At 59.9% G+C, this 16,906-nt stretch carries 21 protein-coding genes; 12 read left to right on the plus strand and 9 right to left on the minus strand.

What is annotated here, in order from left to right:
* The first annotated feature begins 408 nt into the window (after positions 1-408).
* From EN955_RS11285 to EN955_RS11300, 4 genes are all read left to right on the plus strand, one after another.
* Positions 409-708 carry a PRC-barrel domain-containing protein gene (locus EN955_RS11285; RefSeq protein WP_013531539.1) on the plus strand — a complete coding sequence of 100 codons (300 nt, stop codon included), beginning with the start codon at positions 409-411 and terminating at the stop codon, positions 706-708.
* A gap of 73 nt (positions 709-781) precedes the next feature.
* Positions 782-1,216: a GFA family protein gene (locus EN955_RS11290; protein ID WP_024505218.1), complete on the plus strand. Its 435-nt coding sequence runs from the start codon at positions 782-784 to the stop codon at positions 1,214-1,216.
* A gap of 80 nt (positions 1,217-1,296) precedes the next feature.
* Positions 1,297-1,497, plus strand: a complete 201-nt coding sequence (locus EN955_RS11295; RefSeq protein ID WP_013531537.1) for a KTSC domain-containing protein — start codon at positions 1,297-1,299, stop codon at positions 1,495-1,497.
* Between the two features lie 164 nt (positions 1,498-1,661).
* Positions 1,662-1,826 carry a hypothetical protein gene (locus tag EN955_RS11300; RefSeq protein ID WP_081714416.1) on the plus strand — a complete coding sequence of 55 codons (165 nt, stop codon included), beginning with the start codon at positions 1,662-1,664 and terminating at the stop codon, positions 1,824-1,826.
* Between the two features lie 57 nt (positions 1,827-1,883).
* Here the strand turns inward: EN955_RS11300 and EN955_RS11305 are convergent, their stop codons facing one another.
* The 4 genes from EN955_RS11305 to EN955_RS11320 all read right to left on the minus strand — a co-directional run bounded on the left by EN955_RS11305 (position 1,884) and on the right by EN955_RS11320 (position 6,223).
* The gene (locus tag EN955_RS11305) at positions 1,884-2,096 is read right to left on the minus strand and encodes a hypothetical protein (protein ID WP_063168031.1); all 213 of its coding nucleotides are present in this window, start codon (positions 2,094-2,096) and stop codon (positions 1,884-1,886) included.
* Positions 2,097-2,187: 91 nt separating this feature from the next.
* Positions 2,188-2,427, minus strand: coding sequence for a hypothetical protein (locus EN955_RS11310; RefSeq protein WP_013531534.1), 240 nt, complete (start codon positions 2,425-2,427; stop codon positions 2,188-2,190).
* A 209-nt stretch (positions 2,428-2,636) separates the two neighbouring features.
* Positions 2,637-3,812, minus strand: a complete 1,176-nt coding sequence (locus EN955_RS11315) for an acetate/propionate family kinase (RefSeq protein ID WP_024505217.1) — start codon at positions 3,810-3,812, stop codon at positions 2,637-2,639.
* Positions 3,812-6,223, minus strand: a complete 2,412-nt coding sequence (locus tag EN955_RS11320) for a phosphoketolase family protein (protein ID WP_024505216.1) — start codon at positions 6,221-6,223, stop codon at positions 3,812-3,814. Before EN955_RS11320 ends, EN955_RS11315 begins: the two co-directional genes overlap by 1 nt.
* Before the next feature lie 264 nt (positions 6,224-6,487).
* Here EN955_RS11320 and EN955_RS11325 point away from each other — a divergent pair, with 264 nt between their 5' ends.
* The 4 genes from EN955_RS11325 to EN955_RS11340 all read left to right on the plus strand — a co-directional run bounded on the left by EN955_RS11325 (position 6,488) and on the right by EN955_RS11340 (position 9,544).
* Positions 6,488-8,479, plus strand: coding sequence for a protein-L-isoaspartate(D-aspartate) O-methyltransferase (locus tag EN955_RS11325; RefSeq protein ID WP_024505215.1), 1,992 nt, complete (start codon positions 6,488-6,490; stop codon positions 8,477-8,479).
* Positions 8,480-8,577: 98 nt separating this feature from the next.
* A complete protein-coding gene (locus tag EN955_RS11330; protein WP_013531530.1) occupies positions 8,578-8,784 on the plus strand; it encodes a hypothetical protein in 207 nt (68 codons plus the stop codon).
* A 47-nt stretch (positions 8,785-8,831) separates the two neighbouring features.
* Positions 8,832-9,302 carry a YbhB/YbcL family Raf kinase inhibitor-like protein gene (locus EN955_RS11335; RefSeq protein WP_013531529.1) on the plus strand — a complete coding sequence of 157 codons (471 nt, stop codon included), beginning with the start codon at positions 8,832-8,834 and terminating at the stop codon, positions 9,300-9,302.
* An 83-nt stretch (positions 9,303-9,385) separates the two neighbouring features.
* Entirely contained in the window at positions 9,386-9,544 is a 159-nt protein-coding gene (locus EN955_RS11340) for a hypothetical protein (RefSeq protein WP_013531528.1), read from the plus strand.
* A gap of 122 nt (positions 9,545-9,666) precedes the next feature.
* Here the strand turns inward: EN955_RS11340 and EN955_RS11345 are convergent, their stop codons facing one another.
* Positions 9,667-10,095 carry a hypothetical protein gene (locus EN955_RS11345; RefSeq protein WP_013531527.1) on the minus strand — a complete coding sequence of 143 codons (429 nt, stop codon included), beginning with the start codon at positions 10,093-10,095 and terminating at the stop codon, positions 9,667-9,669.
* Between the two features lie 192 nt (positions 10,096-10,287).
* Between EN955_RS11345 and EN955_RS11350 the strand changes: the two genes are divergently transcribed.
* A complete protein-coding gene (locus tag EN955_RS11350) occupies positions 10,288-12,195 on the plus strand; it encodes a DUF4396 domain-containing protein (RefSeq protein WP_024505214.1) in 1,908 nt (635 codons plus the stop codon).
* Positions 12,196-12,250: 55 nt separating this feature from the next.
* Here the strand turns inward: EN955_RS11350 and EN955_RS34755 are convergent, their stop codons facing one another.
* Both EN955_RS34755 and EN955_RS11360 read right to left on the minus strand, forming a co-directional pair.
* A complete protein-coding gene (locus tag EN955_RS34755) occupies positions 12,251-12,544 on the minus strand; it encodes a hypothetical protein (protein ID WP_164745831.1) in 294 nt (97 codons plus the stop codon).
* A complete protein-coding gene (locus EN955_RS11360; protein ID WP_013531524.1) occupies positions 12,541-12,768 on the minus strand; it encodes a hypothetical protein in 228 nt (75 codons plus the stop codon). Before EN955_RS11360 ends, EN955_RS34755 begins: the two co-directional genes overlap by 4 nt.
* A gap of 185 nt (positions 12,769-12,953) precedes the next feature.
* On the opposite strand from EN955_RS11360, the gene EN955_RS11365 reads away from it, so the two are divergent.
* The 3 genes from EN955_RS11365 (at position 12,954) to EN955_RS11380 (ending at position 15,249) form a co-directional block, all read left to right on the plus strand.
* Entirely contained in the window at positions 12,954-13,415 is a 462-nt protein-coding gene (locus EN955_RS11365; protein WP_244514301.1) for a hypothetical protein, read from the plus strand.
* 55 nt (positions 13,416-13,470) lie between these two features.
* Positions 13,471-14,661, plus strand: coding sequence for an NADH-quinone oxidoreductase subunit D (locus EN955_RS11370; RefSeq protein ID WP_024505213.1), 1,191 nt, complete (start codon positions 13,471-13,473; stop codon positions 14,659-14,661).
* Between the two features lie 402 nt (positions 14,662-15,063).
* Positions 15,064-15,249, plus strand: a complete 186-nt coding sequence (locus tag EN955_RS11380) for a hypothetical protein (RefSeq protein ID WP_013531520.1) — start codon at positions 15,064-15,066, stop codon at positions 15,247-15,249.
* A gap of 39 nt (positions 15,250-15,288) precedes the next feature.
* Here the strand turns inward: EN955_RS11380 and EN955_RS11385 are convergent, their stop codons facing one another.
* A complete protein-coding gene (locus tag EN955_RS11385) occupies positions 15,289-16,038 on the minus strand; it encodes a metallophosphoesterase (protein ID WP_013531519.1) in 750 nt (249 codons plus the stop codon).
* Positions 16,031-16,795, minus strand: a complete 765-nt coding sequence (locus tag EN955_RS11390) for a nucleotidyltransferase family protein (RefSeq protein WP_024505211.1) — start codon at positions 16,793-16,795, stop codon at positions 16,031-16,033. Before EN955_RS11390 ends, EN955_RS11385 begins: the two co-directional genes overlap by 8 nt.
* Between the last annotated feature and the right edge of the window lie 111 nt (positions 16,796-16,906).

Raw genomic sequence — 16,906 nt, forward strand, 5'->3', positions numbered from 1 at the left:
TGGCTGACTATCTTTCGCCAGCAAACGAGCCTCCCGCAGGATAGAGGCGCGATCGAACCCGAGGAGCGATATGATTTCGCGTATCTGTTGTTCAGTGGCGCCTGTATCCCGCGCCAGCGCGGTCATCGCGCCCACTGGCAGACCGGGGTGCTCGGGCTCTTTCGCCGTGCAACACCATGCCTCGTGATGGGCAAGAGCGATGGTCACTCCCAAGCGTCAGCGCCCCAACTGTGCTGCTGACGATTTCCTTTTGTACGCTTCCGTACGGAGCTTTGCGAGTCAATTCGGACGGAGGCTGAGTTGAGGCTTCTAGAGTCCTTGCGTCGTCCGTCCGTCGCCCCCGGAATTGTTCGGAACGATTGCTCGGCTGAGAGGTTCAAATATTCCACCCAACAGGAGTCTCGAAAGATGGATCACACCAACCACGTACGCCTCACAAGCACCGAACTGACGCCAGACATTCTCGAAGACGCCACGATTTACGACGCAGACGACAACAAAGTCGGCAGCGTTTCGCATGTGCACGGCTCAGGAGCCGCCAGTCAGGTCGTCATCGATGTCGGCGGCTTTCTCGGCATTGGCGCCAAGCCGGTGGCCGTTCCCGCAAGCCAGTTGGAATTCATGCGCGATGAAGACGGCGACGTTCACGCGGTGACGAACTGGACCAAGGATCAGCTCAAGAGCATGCCCGAGCATCACGATGCATGATTTCAAGGACTTCACCTTGAACGGGAGCGGCCACTCGGCCGCTCTCTCTTAGGCGCAACAGGGTGGACAGACGATGCGGCGCGAAACCGGAGCCTGCTTCTGCGGAGGGATCGCCGCAGCCCTGGACGGAGAGCCTTTCTGGATATGCTACGATCACGACGACGATTGCCGCCGGGCCATCGGAAGTCCGCTGACGATCTGGGTTGGTTACCGGCCGAAGCAATTTCAGCTCCTTAGAGGGACGCCGAAGGCCTTTTCCCAAACGCCAGGCGTCACCCGCACGTTCTGCCCAGACTGTGGAAGCTCGATATGCTATAGCGACGAAGGCCTGCCGGACGAGTTCTATGTGACGATCGGCTTCTTTGACAACCCTGAAGGGTTTCGGCCGCAAGCCCATGCCTATTGGGACCTGAGGCTGCCGTGGATCGAGTTTGATGACAGCCTGCCACGCATCGACCGATATTCAAGGAAGCGCGACCCGAAGTTCGGCAACCCGCGCGACCGGTAGTCGGGGTGCGTGACGCCAGGATATCGGCGGAACCTGACGATCGCTAACGGGTTATTCGGGCAGACCTGTCGGGTGCGACCATGCCATCGACCGTGATCCGAAATGCGCAATACGATCCCGCCACCAGGATCCTGTCGGTCTGGTTTGTGCCGAGCGGCAGACGCTACGAATATGAGGATGTTGCACCGGCAACTTATGCCGCTTTCACCAAAGCTTCCTCAAAAGGCCGCTTCTTCAATGAGTTCATCCGCGACCGCCATCGGTACCGCCGCGTGGCGTGACAAGTTTGGACATGAGCAGGCGATGCACGGAACCTGACCGACATCGTCTCGTTGACGTCTCGTCATCGAAGCAAGCCAGGCAACGACAGTGTTCATCTGGACATGCTCAGGTGTTCGCACCGGCAAAGATCGATCGGAAAAGGCTTCAAGGGAGTTCAAGAGCCATGACGGCCAAGAAGCAGAAGACCGAAAGCAAGGACAAGAAGGCATTGCGCTTGGCAGAGACCACCGACGTCTCACCCAAGCAAGCCAAGGAGCTCATGCAAAAGCATGGCAAGGACAACTCCAAGGTCGAGAAGGAAGCCAGAAACTTCAAGGCGGAAGGATAGGATCCGCATGAGGCGACCTGTATGGCCCCTGCAGGTGATCGGCCAGGAAATTCGGGATTAAGGGGGTGCCCCGGCCTTTTCGGCCGCGAGCGCAAAAGGAAAGCGCAGCACCAGGTTGCGGTTCTCGTCAAAAATCTCGAAGGTCAATCCGGTACGCAGCGGCCTGCCATGCAGCAGCTCTTCGGCAAGGATTTCCTTCGCCGACGCCATCGCGTTTTCCTCAGCGCTCGCGAGATCAGAAAATTCCTGGCCCTCGGGATCCTCCTGCAAGCTTCCGCTCTCATCTCGAAGGTCGAAAAAGTACCTGGACATGCCGACTGAACTCCTGCTCATCGCGACGGTGGCATCGGAAGCGCCAGCCTCAGACTTCAGTGCCTGATGTCCCCGGATTGTCGAATAGCACAGCGAGGCCATGCTCGATGGCGCAGGCCGCTATCAGATCATCGAAGGCCTTTCCGGAAAGCGGGCAACTTGGCATCACCTCTCGAATTGCGGTCCCGGCCTTGGCGGTAGAGATCACATCGTGGCGTTTCTTGCGTGTCTCGACATATTGCTCGACCAGGATTTTCAGGCGCCTCACCGCAACGTCGTCCGTAAACATGGATTCCTCAGCCAATGCCTGAAGTAAGGCTGTCGGCCTGATCATCGGCCGACGATCTCGGGTTAGCCGGGATTGCTCGCACAATATTTCTATGGGCAGTTGGTTCCCCCGACCGCTTGCTTGGTAATTTTCGTACAGGGAATACCCCCCTTGCCCGCGCTTTCATCGGGCCGAACCGACAGCCGATTTTCCGATGCCGAGGCGAGCGTTCAGGCTTGCATCACCATGCGGCTGTGACGTGCAACGACACTTTCCTCATCGGTCGCAATCACCCGTACTTCCACCTTGCTCTCGGGACGACTGAGGATCTCGGCGTGGGTGTTGTTGGCGCGATCTTCAAGCACCACGCCAAGCCAGGTCAATTTTTCGCATATGGCCTTGCGGATGGTCGCGGACCGTTCGCCGATGCCGGCGGTGAACACCAGGCATTCAAGGCCACCCATCGTGTTTGCAAGCGCCGCGGCCTCTCTCGCGGCGCGAAAGGCGAAAAGCGCCATCGCCTCTTGCGCGCGAGGATCATTGCTCGCTTCGAGCGTCCTCATGTCGCCGGAGATACCGGATACGCCGAGCAGGCCCGACTTCTCGTAGAGCATCGCCTGCAGTTCTTCCGCCGCGATGCCTCTTTCCAGCAGGAAATACAACAGCACGCCGGGATCGATGGCGCCGCACCGCGTGCCCATGACGAGGCCATCCAGGGCCGAAAAACCCATCGTGGTATCGATGCTTTTGCCCCCGTGCAGGGCGCAAAGACTTGCCCCATTGCCGAGATGGGCGACGATCGTGTGTTTCGCCGCGAAAATTGGCGATATCTCGCTGAGCCGCCCGGCGATGTATTCATAGGAGAGACCGTGGAACCCGTAGCGGCGCAAGCCTTGCTCTTCATACTGGCGCGGAAGGGCAAAGCGCCGCACGAGCGGATCGATCGTCTGGTGGAAAGCGGTGTCGAAACAGCCAACCTGTGGCAGGTCCGGTTGCAAGGCGGCTATTGCACGGACGGGCGCGAGACTGCGAGGCTGATGCAGCGGAGCAAGCGGCGTAAGTTTGTCGATGGCGTCGATGATGTCTGGGGTCAGACGGACAGGTTCGATGAACTCGCTTCCGCCATGCACGATGCGATGGCCGGCGCAGATCAGGTTTCTTTCCCCAATTTCGCCCTGCACCCAATTCAGCATCTCGCCTATGGCCGCGTCACGCCGCTTGTCGGCGGTGAGCGGCCGATCGCACTGCACCGTTCCGTCGGCCGCTTTTGCGCGCAGTGTGGGTTTGTCGCCCAGGTCCAGCGTGCCGCGTGAAACGAGTTGCATATCCCGTGATGAGACAAGATCGTAAAGCGCGAACTTGATGCTGGACGAGCCGGCATTCAGCGCCAGGATCGACCGACGCATCATTGGCGCCCCTTTGTCGCGGCTTTGTCGGGCCAGCTCCATTTCTGGATTTCGGGCATGTCTTCGCCGTGCTCGCGCACATAGGCCTTGTGCTTCGCCAACCTGCCGTGGAGTTCGCCGGCAAGCCCTTCGGCCCTTTCGGCCAGTCCCGGCACGCGTTCGATGGCGGCGAGCGCGAGATGGTAGCGGTCGAGTTCATTGAGCACCACCATGTCGAATGGCGTCGTCGTGGTGCCCTCCTCGCGGAAGCCATGCACATGCATGTTGTCATGGTTGGCGCGGCGGTATGTCAGGCGATGAATGAGATAGGGATAGCCGTGATAGGCGAAGATGACGGGCCGTGTTTTCGTGAACAACGCGTCGAAGTCCCCGTCGGGCAGGCCGTGCGGATGCTCCGTGTTCGACTGCAATGTCATCAGGTCGACAACATTGACGACGCGGATTTTCAGGTCGGGGATCGCGGAGCGCAGAATGTCTGTCGCGGCCAGTGTTTCCAGGGTCGGCACATCGCCGGCGCAGGCCATGACCACATCGGGCTCCTCGTGCTGAGCAACCGTGCCGGCCCATTCCCAGATGCCCGCTCCAGCTTTGCAATGCGCTCCGGCTTCTTCAATGGACAGCCATTGCGGTCCCGGCTGCTTGCCGGCGGTGATGACATTGATGCGGTTATAGGTTCTCAGGCAATGATCGGTGATCCACAACAGGGTGTTGGCGTCCGGCGGGAAATAGAGCCTTACCGTGTCGGCCTTCTTGTTGGCGACCAGATCGGCAAAGCCCGGATCCTGATGGCTGAAACCATTGTGATCCTGCCGCCAGACATGCGAGGTCAAAAGGTAATTGAGCGAGGCGATCGGCTTGCGCCAAGCGAGCTCGCCGGAGGTCTTCAGCCATTTGGCATGCTGGTTGACCATCGAATCGACGATATGAATGAAGGCCTCATAGCATGAAAACAGGCCATGGCGGCCGGTGAGCAGATAGCCTTCAAGCCAGCCCTGGCAGAGATGCTCGCTCAGCACTTCCATGACGCGACCATCACGGGAAAGATGGACGTCATAGGGCTCGATGCGCTCCATCCAGATCCGATCGGTGACCTCGAACACGTCGTCGAGGCGGTTGGAGGATGTCTCGTCCGGCCCCATCAGGCGGAAGTTTCGCGCCTCGGCATTGAGGCGGAACACCTCGCGAAGATAGCTTCCGCAAATCCGCGTCGCCTCGGCAATGACGCCACCTGGACGCGGCACTTCCAGCGCCAGGCTTTTCCAATCTGGAAGCATCAGATCGCGCTTCAGCAGGCCGCCATTTGCGTACGGGCTTGCGCCCATGCGCCTTGTCCCTGTCGGGGCAAGTGCCGCAAGCTCCGGCAACAGGTGCCCGCTTTCGTCGAACAGCTCTCCCGGCTCGTAGCTTCGCATCCAGTTTTCGAGGATCTTGCGGTGCTCCTCATTCCCTCGAGCGTTCGATACCGGCACTTGATGCGAGCGCCAGAAACCCTCGACTTTTTCGCCATCGACCTCCTTCGGCCCGGTCCATCCCTTGGGGCTGCGCAGCACGATCATCGGCCATTTCGGGCGTTGACCATGCCATCCCGGAGCCCGTGCCTGCTCCTGAATGGAACGGATGCGATCGAGCACCGTGTCGAGCGTCGCGGCCATGGACCGGTGCATGGCAAGCGGCTCGTGGCCTTCGACGAAGAACGGTTCGTAGCCATAGCCGGCGAAAAGGTCTCGCAATTCCTGATCGTCCATGCGGCCGAGGATCGTCGGATTGGCGATCTTGTAGCCGTTTAGATGCAGGATCGGCAGGACGGCGCCGTCCGACGCTGGGTTCAGGAACTTGTTGGAATGCCATGCCGCCGCCAGCGGACCGGTCTCGGCTTCGCCGTCACCAACGACGCAGGCAACCACCAGACCCGGATTGTCGAAGGCCGCACCGAAGGCATGAACCAATGCATATCCCAATTCGCCGCCCTCATGGATGGAGCCTGGCGTCTCGGGCGCGGCATGGCTTGGCACGCCACCGGGAAAGGAAAACTGCCGGAACAGTTTCCTGAGGCCGTCTTCGCCCTGCCCGATATCGGGATAGATCTCGCTATAGGTGCCCTCGAGCCATGTGTTGGCGACCATTGCGGGACCGCCATGGCCCGGGCCGCAGATAAACAGAACATCGAGGTCGCGTTCGCGGATAACGCGGTTCAGATGCAGGTAGAGAAAATTCAGGCCCGGCGTCGTGCCCCAATGGCCAAGTAACCGAGGCTTGACGTGCTCGGCCTTCAACGGTTCGCGCAACAGCGGATTGTCGAGCAGATAGATCTGGCCGACCGAGATGTAATTCGCGGCGCGCCAGTAACGGTCCATGAGGTCGATCCGTTCGTGGCCGATAGCCTGCGGCGTCGCGGCAGCCTTGTCGTTCATCGACATCTCCAGCTTTCGGTTCGCTGGTGATAACTGGGGCATCTTTGCGCTTGAGCAACCCCCGACTGCCGCCGTCCGGGACAGTGTCGCGATCCGAGCGGCCAAGAGACCGGTCGCTATCCCGCTGGAGCGAGCGGCTCTGTCCGCAAATAGGCGGGAACCTTGAAGTCCTCCAGCGGTTAGAAACTGGAATCGCGAAGGCCAGGTTCAAGGCAGCTACCGCGAAGGACAACCTCGAAGCGTTGCACCAAAGGGAGCTAAAAAATGCTCGATCTTCCTCGTGCCCGTGATCGAATGGTCAATATCCACGTCGGCCGGCGTGGCATCCATGACCGTGAAATTCTGCAGGCGATGCGCGAAGTTCCACGCGAGGCCTTCGTAGAACCCGGTTTCGAGGAATTTGCTTATGAAGACACGCCGCTGCCGATCGCCGACGGCCAGACCATATCGCAACCCTATATCGTCGCATTCATGATCGAAATGGCGGACGTCAAACCGGGTGACCACGTGCTCGAAATCGGCACCGGCTCGGGTTACGCCGCCGCGGTGATGAGCCGGATCGTCGAACAGGTCTACACCATAGAGCGTCATCCCGGTTTGGCAGAAACGGCGAAACGGCGGTTTGAAAAACTCGGCTATCGAAACATCGAGGTCCGGACAGGCGATGGCACCAAGGGCTGGCCGCAGGCGGCGCCGTTCGATGCCATCGTGGTGACAGCCAGCGGTCCCGGCGCACCGCTCGCCCTTCAGGAGCAACTCGATGTCGGCGGCAGGCTCGTCATTCCGGTCGGCAACGACCCCGATTTGCAACGCCTGCTCAAAGTCACCCGGACAGGTGCCGCAACCTACAGCGAGGAGGATTTCGGCGGCGTGCGCTTCGTCCCTCTCATCGGCGAGCAGGGTTGGTCGGAAAACGGCACCGTCACCAAGGTCGGTCGTCCACTTCGACATCCGCATCCAATCAGCCTGCCCGATATGATCGCGGCCGCGGCTGAACCGCTGCCCGATTTCGACGATCCGGCCTTCGGCGCATTGTTCGATCGGTTCGCCGACCGGCGCGTCGTTCTGCTTGGCGAGGCAAGCCATGGCACGTCCGAGTTCTACAGGGCGCGCGCGGCGATCACCCGCAGGCTTATCGAACGGCACGGCTTCACCATCGTCGCGGTCGAGGCGGACTGGCCCGATGCGGCGGCGATCGACCGCTACGTTCGCCATCGTCGGCCGCGAACAGGCGCCGGTGCGCCATTCCAGCGGTTTCCGACGTGGATGTGGCGCAACACCGATGTCGCGGCCTTCTCCGACTGGATGCGCCGTCGCAACGAGAAGCTAGAACCTTCGGAGCAAGCAGGGTTCTACGGCCTGGACATCTACAATATGAGCGGGTCCATAGGCGCGGTCCTCGACTATCTCGACCGGGTCGATCCCCAGGCAGCCAAGATTGCACGCGAACGGTATGGTTGCCTGACGCCCTGGCAACACGAACCGTCTACCTACGGCCGTGCGGTGCTCACCGCCGGCTATAAAAAATGCGAGAAAGCCGTGCTGGAACAATGCCGGGACTTGCTCGCCAGACAACTCGATTATGCAAAACAGGACGGAACCGACTTTCTCGACGCCAGTCAGAATGCTCGGCTGATCGCGTCCGCCGAACACTACTACCGGATCATGTACTATGGCGGTGCGGAGTCCTGGAACCTGCGCGACACCCACATGTTCGAGACCTTGGAACATTTGTTGGACGCCGGCGGCCCCAACTCCAAGGCGGTGGTGTGGGCGCACAATTCCCATATCGGCGATGCCCGCTTTACCGAGATGGGTGTCGTCAGGGACGAACTGAACATCGGTCAGCTCTGCCGGCAGCGTTTCGGCGATGAGGCAGCGCTAATCGGTATGGGCACGCATTCCGGCACTGTAGCGGCCGCAAGCGACTGGGATGGCGAAATGGAGGTGAAGCAGGTTCGCGCGTCGCACGCCGACAGCTACGAACGGCTTTGCCACGATTCTCTCGTGTCGCGGTTCCTGCTCGACCTCGGGCGCGACAAGACGCTGCGTGAGCGGCTGCTGGAACGCAGGCTGGAGCGATTCATCGGGGTAATCTACCGGCCGGAAACCGAGCTGGGCAGCCACTATGCGGACGCTTCCCTGCCCCAGCAGTTCGACGCGTTCCTATGGTTCGACAAAACCGCGGCAGTGACGCCGCTTGGCCCGGAGCATGCAAGAACCGGCGTTCCCGACACCTATCCATTCGGGCTCTAACCGGCGCGCGCGGCGAGCCGATGAAGCAGAGCCCTGGAACCGGAACGGCCCATCTGGCTTGCATTTTTAAACTGAAATCCCGTCGAAGGAGTTTTCTCATGACCGGAACCAAACATCCGAAATGGAAAAAACCGAGCGATGCCGACTTGGCGAACAATCCTGGTATCGGGACTTCCAAGGGAACGATCAAGGAAGGCGAAGAGTTCGAGCTTGAAGGCGAGAACACGGTCGAAGGCGATGTCGAGAACGACACGACCGCCGCTGGCGGGATCGATCCAAGACAAAAGATGCGGACCAACAAATAGCATGCCGTTGGCATCGCTGCGATCAACTTCCCCGGAAGGAGTGAACCATGCCACTTGCCCTCAGCAGCGCCGCCTTTGCCGAAGGCGGACCAATTCCCGAAAGATATACACGAGACGGCAAAAACGTATCGCCGCCGCTGAAATGGTCTGGAGTACCGGACGACGCCAAAAGCCTCGTTCTCGTCGTTCAGGATCCTGATGCGCCGAGCGGAACGTTTGGTCATTGGGCGGTATTCAACATCTCCGCGGAGACAAGGGAACTTCCCGAGGCGGAAAGCGGCAAGCCAGGTCCCGGTGCCCTTAGGCAAGCAACAAATGATTTTGGCAACGCCTATTACGACGGACCTGAACCCCCGGTCGGACATGGCGTCCACCATTACCATTTCCGGCTGGCCGCGCTCGACACGCCGAGCCTTGCCATTCCGGCCAGCGCAGGCGTCGAGCGCATCTGGCGGGAGGCGCAGAAACACTCGCTCGAGCAGGCAGAACTCATCGGAACCTACGAACGCAATCCGTAAGTTGATGACCGAGGTGGCATTACCCTGCTGCTGCGCGGAACGGTTCTCCTCCTTGCCGGTTGTCTGGGAAAGGAGATGCCGCCATGTTTGGAGATATCATGTGGTTGGTCGTCGTTGCCGGCGGCCCATTGTTGCTGATCGTGCTGTTGGCCTATGCCGTTATCGCACGCCGCCGGCGTGGGCCCGCTGAACGAAGGGAAAGCGACCGGGCGACCGACCGGCTATACCAGGACAAGCGTTGATCCGCATCGCAAGATATCCGATCGGAAGACATCCAATCGGCAAGACATCCAATCGGCAAGACATCCAATCGGCAAGACAGGGGATCGTAAGCCGCAGCGGGCGACGACGATCCCCAACTGGGTCAGCGCATTATCCTTTGCCGCAACCACGCAAAGAACCTGCCGCTGACGGCTGAGCGGACTCGCGTCGCAGCCCAGCGCGCTTTCATGGTTGAGCCGACGTGGCAATCGCAGACGATGTCGTGCAACTGCCAGTCGTTCAGCTCGAAAAAGCGCTTTGCCTCGCCGTATGTATCGTCTTTCAAACCCGATGCGCGCAGCACTGGATCTTCGAAAGCAACCGAAATTGCGGTTCCCTCGCCCCGCATCATTGCACGTGCTTCGGGGTGCAGATGTTCGGTGCCTGCAAACGCGCCAAGGCATCGCTCGGGATTACGCTCCAGCAGTTCAGCCCAGCGCTCTATGCGCTGATTTCGTGTCATTGCGGAATATGCAGCCGACGATTCAATCTTGGCGACGGCATGCAGTTGGTCGAGTGTTTGATGTTTCATGGCCAGCTCCTGTTGAGGCAGCGAAGCGCCCACGCCTTCAAGGGAATTACCGCGCCGTAATGCTTCGACAAGAGCGCCAGGCTGGAGAATTCGACACAACCGGATTGGGCCGGCGGGATCATAAACACACGTGCTGCGTTCATCGGCGGGGGCTGCTTGTGACAAACCGCTGATCCGCGACGGGATGCATCCATGTTCATCCAGCCAATCGACTATTTCCTTGCTGTCTGGTTCGCTCTTGCCGCCGCCTCGACGCTCTATGTCGGCTTCGATCAATACCGCAACAATCCCGAACCGCTGGTGATGAAATGGGGTTTCATCCTGGTGACCCTCTATATGGGTCCATTGGGGCTGCTGCTTTATGTGCTTGCAGACAAGGAGCCACGACCGGGCGAGCATGAAGACTTCACCAGGCCGCTGTGGAAGCAAGGCGTCGGTTCGACCATCCACTGCGTTGCCGGCGATGCGACCGGCATCATTCTCGCGGCAGTCATCACGGCAACGCTTGGCCTGCCGATGTGGCTCGACCTCATCGTCGAATATCTGGCGGGTTTCGCCTTCGGCCTGTTCATCTTCCAGTCGCTGTTCATGAAATCGATGATGGGCGGCACCTACTGGGAGAATGTGCGCAAGAGCTTCCTGCCCGAGTTCATCTCGATGAATTTCATGATGGCCGGCATGGCGCCCGTCATGAGCTTCCTGATGATGGGGCGCGACATGCGCGCGATGGAGCCGACCGAGCTCTTGTTCTGGGGCGTGATGTCGATCGGCGTCATTGCCGGCTTCACGCTTGCCTATCCCGCCAATGTCTGGCTGGTCGCTCGCGGACTGAAGCACGGGTTGATGACGCAGCGCCCGCAGGCGGCCGAAATGAGCAGTCGAGAGCCGACCGCCCAGCAACAGCACGCTACGCATCATGCCCGCGCCGGCGATGATCGACGACAAGGCCACGCCAACACATCCCACAAACCCAAACGCAGCGGCCATCAGATGGAGACGGACGCCACGACGCCGCAGATAGCAGCCCTCGGCATGGTCTCGGTGCTGGCGCTGGCGATTGGCATGGCCGCACCGGCGAACTGGCTGAACCTGACGCTTTCAGCACGTGACGTCGGCGGGGCGATCATGCCGCAAGGCATGATCATGGGCCGCGACACGCCGGCGGAAGCCATGCGTGACATGGCTGCAACCGATCCGCATCGCGTCACGGCATCCTATGGCCTTGCCGCCAAAGGCGACCAGGAACTGCCATTCCGCCTGGAGAACGGCGTCAAGGTGTTCGACCTCAGGCCCTCAGTGGTCCGCTGGCAGATCCTGCCCAATGTCGCGGTCGACGCCTATGCCTACAACGGCCAGATCCCCGGTCCGCGCATCCACATTCGCCAGGGCGATAAGGTTCGCATCGACGTCACCAACGACCTGCCTGAGGAGACCACGGTGCATTGGCACGGCATGATCCTGCCGAACCAGATGGATGGGCCCGCCGAGATCACCCAGCCGCCGATCGAGCCTGGGCAATCCTATTCCTACGAATTCACCGCGACCCAGCACGGGACCTATTTCTATCATCCGCATGCCAAGCCGGACCGTACCCAGGCGCTGGGGCTCTATGGGGCGCTGATCATCGACCCTGCCAATCCCGCCGACGAGGTTCAGGCTGACCACGACTATGTGATCGAACTTCAGGAATGGCTGGTGCGCGATGGACTGACCTATCCTTCGATGCCGATGGAAGGCGGTATGCCGAACTTCTTCACCATCAACGGCAAGGCCTATCCCGCAACCGACGCCATCCCCATGAAGGTGGGCGAGACGCTGAAGGTGCGTTTCATCGGCACCAATAATGGCTTCGTCCATCCCATGCATATCCATGGCGGACCCTTCGAGGTCGTCGCTCGTGACGGTGAGACGCTTCCTCCCTCGGCGCGCTTTCTGGCCGATACGATCAATGTCGGGCCAGGACAGCGCTATGACGTCGTCTGGAAGGCACGGCGTCCCGGCAAGTGGCTCATCCATTGCCACATCCCGCATCACACGACGAACAACAATGTCGAGGAAAAGGGCGGCGGCGGGCTGATGGTCGTGATCGACGTCGGTTAGATCTGCCACCCCCCTGTGGATTTACCTGTGTCATCCGGGGGCGCATTGTTGCGCGCTACTTCTTGATAATGGTTCCGTTGCGCAAGTCGAATGCTTCGGTACCGCGAGCCTGGCGGTAGAAATCATCCTGCAATTCACCCCATTCGCCGAGAAAGGCGCCGCAATTGCTGCAATGAATTGGCGTCGACTCGTTGGCGTCGTCGGGAATGTCCATTTGGATGGTCCCACAAGCCTTGCAATCGAGTTTGTCGTCCAGCCGTCGTCCCATTTCCCAATGATTGCGCATTTTCGACCATGAGCCAATTGTCGATTTCGTACCAAATCGCATCGACCATGGCTCATCGGTCAATCGCGAGAGTCAAAAAGGACGGCCAGACCCAGTTCCCGTGCCAGCTCGATGATCGTCTCCATCAATTCATCATCTGTATCCTGCAAATAAGGCGCGTCCCTGCGAGCGGCCTCTATCGCCGCTTTGACCGAAACGATGTCGCCGTATCGCGCACTTCGAAGCTCTTCTGCCAGAAACGCCTTGGCGGTACCGACAGGTCTTATTGCCCATCTGGCGATGCTCATGCGGCTCCCTCCCATGGTCACCTCAGCTTCATTTTGATCCTGTCCAAGGTGCAGATCAATCGATGGTACGATTCCGTACGGAGCTGCCCAACCGGTTGGAGACAGCCGTGTGACGAACGCCTTGGCCAGGGTTTTCGGCGTCTCTCTGGGGTGAGTTGGGGCGAAATCGCCCGGTGGGACCGGCCTTGCGGAACCATCGCTCAGCATGGGGGTTTCTTCAAAATCTCCCTCGAAGAATGCAAGGAGCGACCATGCGCATGTTGACGATAGCTGTCGCGCTTTCCGGGGCGGTCACCATTCAGCCCGTCTACGCCCAAACTATCGGACCGCAGCTTCCCCAGGTGACGCCACCGCAGGGCGAAGCGCAGCCGGAGCTGGCGCCGCCCGATCCAGGCTCTGCCGGTTTGAATTTCACCGGCGTCGCCATTGTCGCCGTCGAGGATTTGCCGGACGAAATCAAGGCGCAGGCCGATGCCGTGATTAACCAGACCAGCGCCGAAGATTTGCTTCGCCTGCAAAGCTCCGTCGACGCCTCACCTCAGGCGACGTCGGCTTTGAGAGCGAATGGGCTCAATTCCTCGCAGGTTGTCGCTGCAAACATAGATGGCGATGGCACGCTGACGCTGATCATTCAGACGACGACTTGAGGCATCGAACCATACGCATCACTGAATCGGCGAAATGCAGTCGCGGAGAGCAGCAATGGTCGAAGCCGCCGTTCGCAACTTCACCATCAATTTCGGGCCACAGCACCCCTCCGCCCATGGTGTTCTTCGGTTGGTGCTCGAACTGGACGGCGAGATCGTCGAGCGTGCCGATCCGCATATTGGCTTGCTCCATCGAGGCACCGAAAAACTCATAGAGCACAAGAACTATTTGCAAGCGCTGCCCTATTTCGATCGGCTCGACTATGTCGCGCCGATGAACCAGGAGCATGCGTTCTGCCTCGCCGCCGAAAAACTGCTCGACATAACAGTTCCAAAGCGTGGGCAGCTTGTCCGTGTTCTTTTTTGCGAAATTGGCCGGCTTCTGTCGCATCTCCTCAATGTCACGACCCAGGCCATGGATATCGGCGCCCTGACGCCGCCGCTTTGGGGATTTGCGGAGCGCGAGAAGCTGATGGTCTTTTACGAGCGCGCCTCCGGCGCTCGCATGCATGCGAATTACTTCAGAATCGGCGGCGTGCATCAGGATTTGCCTGCGAAGCTTCTCGACGACATCTGGGCTTTCTGCGGTCCGTTCCTCAAAGTCTGTGACAACCTCGACGATCTGCTCACCGGCAGCCGCATCTTCAAGCAGCGCAATGTCGATGTTGGTGTGATCGGGCTGGATGATGCCTGGCGCTGGGGGTTTTCCGGCGTGATGGTACGCGGATCGGGCGCGGCATGGGATTTGCGCAAGGCACAGCCATACGAATGTTACCCTGACATGGATTTCGACATCCCCGTCGGCAAGAACGGAGACTGCTATGACCGTTATCTCGTCCGTATGGAGGAGATGCGCCAGTCGGTGCGGATCATGAAGCAATGCCTGGAAAAACTGCGGTCACCCGAAGGCCAGGGGCCGGTCGCGATTCCGAACCAGAAGATCACGCCGCCGCGGCGCGCCACGATGAAACGCTCTATGGAAGCGACCATCCAGCATTTCAAACTTTATACCGAGGGGCATCGCGTGCCGGCGGGAGAAGTCTACGCCGCGGTTGAAGCGCCAAAGGGAGAATTCGGCGTTTATCTGGTTTCTGACGGGGGCAACGTCCCTTACCGGTGCAAAATACGTGCGCCATCTTTCGCCCATCTGCAGGCGATGGATTTCCTGTCTCGAGGGCACATGATCGCCGACGTTGCCGCGATCATCGGGTCGCTCGACATCGTGTTTGGCGAGATAGATCGTTAGTCCTCGGGAGGTTGCGCGCTTGCCCCGCGATGCAGAAACTCCCGTCTCATGCGTGGACGGGAGGCTCTTCATTCTCGTCGGGGTTGGGCAGCGGAGTCTCGTCCGGAAGCGTTTCCGGTTCGGGTTCCTCGATCGGCTCCGGCTTCCATGTTGGAGGCGGCACGGGCATATCGCGATTTGGGTCTGGCTGTCTTGGCTGTGGCATCTAACTATCTCCGTTCAGTCGGAACAACTCGTCCGCCGTGGCATGGTTCCTGGCAGAATCCAGCCATCGAGATCGTTGCGCCCTCAAGGCAGGCGCACGTTGGTCCGCCCACGGATGCCGGCGCAAAAGTTGCAGATCGTTCGGAACCGGTCGGATTTTCGAGCCGTTGTCGTCGAAATCGACCAAGGAGAAGCGTGATGAAGGACAAGTCAGGAGATATCGACCATACATTGCCGCAGGTCGCCATCGACGATCAGCAGGTGCGACAGCTGGCCGCCACGACCGATTTGCCGTCAAGGCAGGCACGCGAACTGGTGCGCCGTCACGGCAACGATCCCCGCAAGCTGGAAGAGTTGGCGAGGTCGATCAACGCCACCAACTGAGTCCAGGCCAATGGGCATCGACGGCGCAAGCCGTTGGCATCAGATTTCCAGCAAGGCGTAGGGGCGGCCGCCAGGCTTGGCCACATGCATGGCGACGTTGTAGACCTTGGCTCCGCCAGGCGTTTGGCCTTCGTAAGAACCGCGATGTGCATGACCGTGCACGACAGCACTGACCTGAAATCGATCGATCGTTTCGGCCAGACGTGAAGAGCCCAGAAACGGAAATATTTCCAGCGGTTCTCCCGCGACGGTGTCGGCAATCGGCGCGTAGTGAAGGATCACCAGCGTGCGCTTGGCCCGCACCTGGCGCATCGCATTTTCAAGTCGCATTGCCTCGTTCACGCTTTCCGCGACCATCGTCTTGATCGCCGGTTCCCCGAATGAGCCGAGCATGCGTGACCCGAAGCCGCCTATGAATCCCTTCACGCCGACAAAACCGACCTCCTCGATTTCGACTGTCTGCCCGTCGAGGAGGTGAACATGCGCCTGCCGCAGGATCTTCGTGACGTCTTCCACCGCACCGGACTCGTAGTCATGATTGCCGAGGACTGCCACAACCGGGATCGAGCAGTTGCGCAGATCCTCGGCCAGCATCTCCGCTTCACGAGGCTTGCCGAGATTGGTCAGATCTCCCGTGAGAACGAGAATGTCCGCTTCGCTCGATATCTCGCCGAAGAGGTCTCGATACGAGTTTTGCGCATCTTCCCGCACATGGAGATCCCCGACCGCGGCAACTTTGAGCGCGCGTGCGCCGTCCTTGGGCGCGCTGCTCTTGACGGGATCAGCCATCACGGAATTCTCCCACACCACCGACGCCGGCGAAGCCCCATTCCTTGACGTCGATCTCGTAGTCGGTTTGCGAAAGCAGCCGCCCACGGCAGATCTTCATCCTTGGAGACGGCAATTGCCGTTGCTTGGCGAGGCGGTCGAGCAATTCATCGAGCAACCAGGCCGGGATATGATCCCGCTCGCTCGGATAGATCCATCTGAAATTGATAAGCTGCATCAACAGAACCTCCCAATGAACCTCCAGATAAGAAAGCAGCCGGTGCCAATCGATCTGATCGCCCGCCTTGAGAATCGTATGAGCGATATCGGCGCCGTCGTGTCGCCCTCTGTCCTGGATAAAGCATTTGGACCAGATGAGTTCGGTCGGGCCGATGATCCGCACCCTGCTGCCCAACAGCTCGGTTTGGCGGGCGTGTTCCAGCCACAGGTCGCCAACAGGCACCGTGCCGTTGGCCGAGCCGAAGATGACGTCGAAGAAATGCGTGCCCTTGAACACCTTGCCGAGCCACCGGTCGTCCTCGATTTCGACGGCATATCCAAGCTGCTTGAAATGGGCGAGGATCCGCGCGTAGTCGCCTGCCTTGCAGAAGATATCGAGGTCCTTGGTCTGGCGGGTGACACCCGTATAGGCGCTTACCGCGTAGGTCCCGGCGACCAGAAAGGGAATGTCGGTGGCGGCAAGCTCGCGGATTGCTTCGGTATAAAATACCTCCGCCTCGGCATTTTTGAGCGTCGGCGCCGCCTTTGCGTCAATCATGGGAAGCGCGCCTGCCGATCCAAGCCCGGCCCAACGTCATCGCCGGCGCGCAAGTCTCTATGTCGCCTCGGAATCGGCCCATGCCGCCGCCAATGTCCCATTGGCCCAAAT

It is taken from the genome of Mesorhizobium sp. M7A.F.Ca.CA.001.04.2.1, from assembly GCF_003998485.1.
GTDB lineage: Bacteria > Pseudomonadota > Alphaproteobacteria > Rhizobiales > Rhizobiaceae > Mesorhizobium > Mesorhizobium ciceri.

Coding starts and splice junctions, on each gene's coding strand:
- EN955_RS11300 (WP_081714416.1), top strand. CDS start 1,662: ATGACGGCCAAGAAGCAGAAGACCGAAAGCAAGGACAAGAAGGCATTG.
- EN955_RS11310 (WP_013531534.1), bottom strand. CDS start 2,427: ATGTTTACGGACGACGTTGCGGTGAGGCGCCTGAAAATCCTGGTCGAG.
- EN955_RS11360 (WP_013531524.1), bottom strand. CDS start 12,768: ATGAGCATCGCCAGATGGGCAATAAGACCTGTCGGTACCGCCAAGGCG.
- EN955_RS11370 (WP_024505213.1), top strand. CDS start 13,471: ATGGTCGAAGCCGCCGTTCGCAACTTCACCATCAATTTCGGGCCACAG.
- EN955_RS11350 (WP_024505214.1), top strand. CDS start 10,288: ATGTTCATCCAGCCAATCGACTATTTCCTTGCTGTCTGGTTCGCTCTT.
- EN955_RS11330 (WP_013531530.1), top strand. CDS start 8,578: ATGACCGGAACCAAACATCCGAAATGGAAAAAACCGAGCGATGCCGAC.
- EN955_RS11385 (WP_013531519.1), bottom strand. CDS start 16,038: ATGGCTGATCCCGTCAAGAGCAGCGCGCCCAAGGACGGCGCACGCGCG.
- EN955_RS11380 (WP_013531520.1), top strand. CDS start 15,064: ATGAAGGACAAGTCAGGAGATATCGACCATACATTGCCGCAGGTCGCC.
- EN955_RS11335 (WP_013531529.1), top strand. CDS start 8,832: ATGCCACTTGCCCTCAGCAGCGCCGCCTTTGCCGAAGGCGGACCAATT.
- EN955_RS11325 (WP_024505215.1), top strand. CDS start 6,488: ATGCTCGATCTTCCTCGTGCCCGTGATCGAATGGTCAATATCCACGTC.
- EN955_RS11285 (WP_013531539.1), top strand. CDS start 409: ATGGATCACACCAACCACGTACGCCTCACAAGCACCGAACTGACGCCA.
- EN955_RS11295 (WP_013531537.1), top strand. CDS start 1,297: ATGCCATCGACCGTGATCCGAAATGCGCAATACGATCCCGCCACCAGG.
- EN955_RS11340 (WP_013531528.1), top strand. CDS start 9,386: ATGTTTGGAGATATCATGTGGTTGGTCGTCGTTGCCGGCGGCCCATTG.
- EN955_RS11315 (WP_024505217.1), bottom strand. CDS start 3,812: ATGCGTCGGTCGATCCTGGCGCTGAATGCCGGCTCGTCCAGCATCAAG.
- EN955_RS11290 (WP_024505218.1), top strand. CDS start 782: ATGCGGCGCGAAACCGGAGCCTGCTTCTGCGGAGGGATCGCCGCAGCC.
- EN955_RS11320 (WP_024505216.1), bottom strand. CDS start 6,223: ATGAACGACAAGGCTGCCGCGACGCCGCAGGCTATCGGCCACGAACGG.
- EN955_RS11390 (WP_024505211.1), bottom strand. CDS start 16,795: ATGATTGACGCAAAGGCGGCGCCGACGCTCAAAAATGCCGAGGCGGAG.
- EN955_RS11345 (WP_013531527.1), bottom strand. CDS start 10,095: ATGAAACATCAAACACTCGACCAACTGCATGCCGTCGCCAAGATTGAA.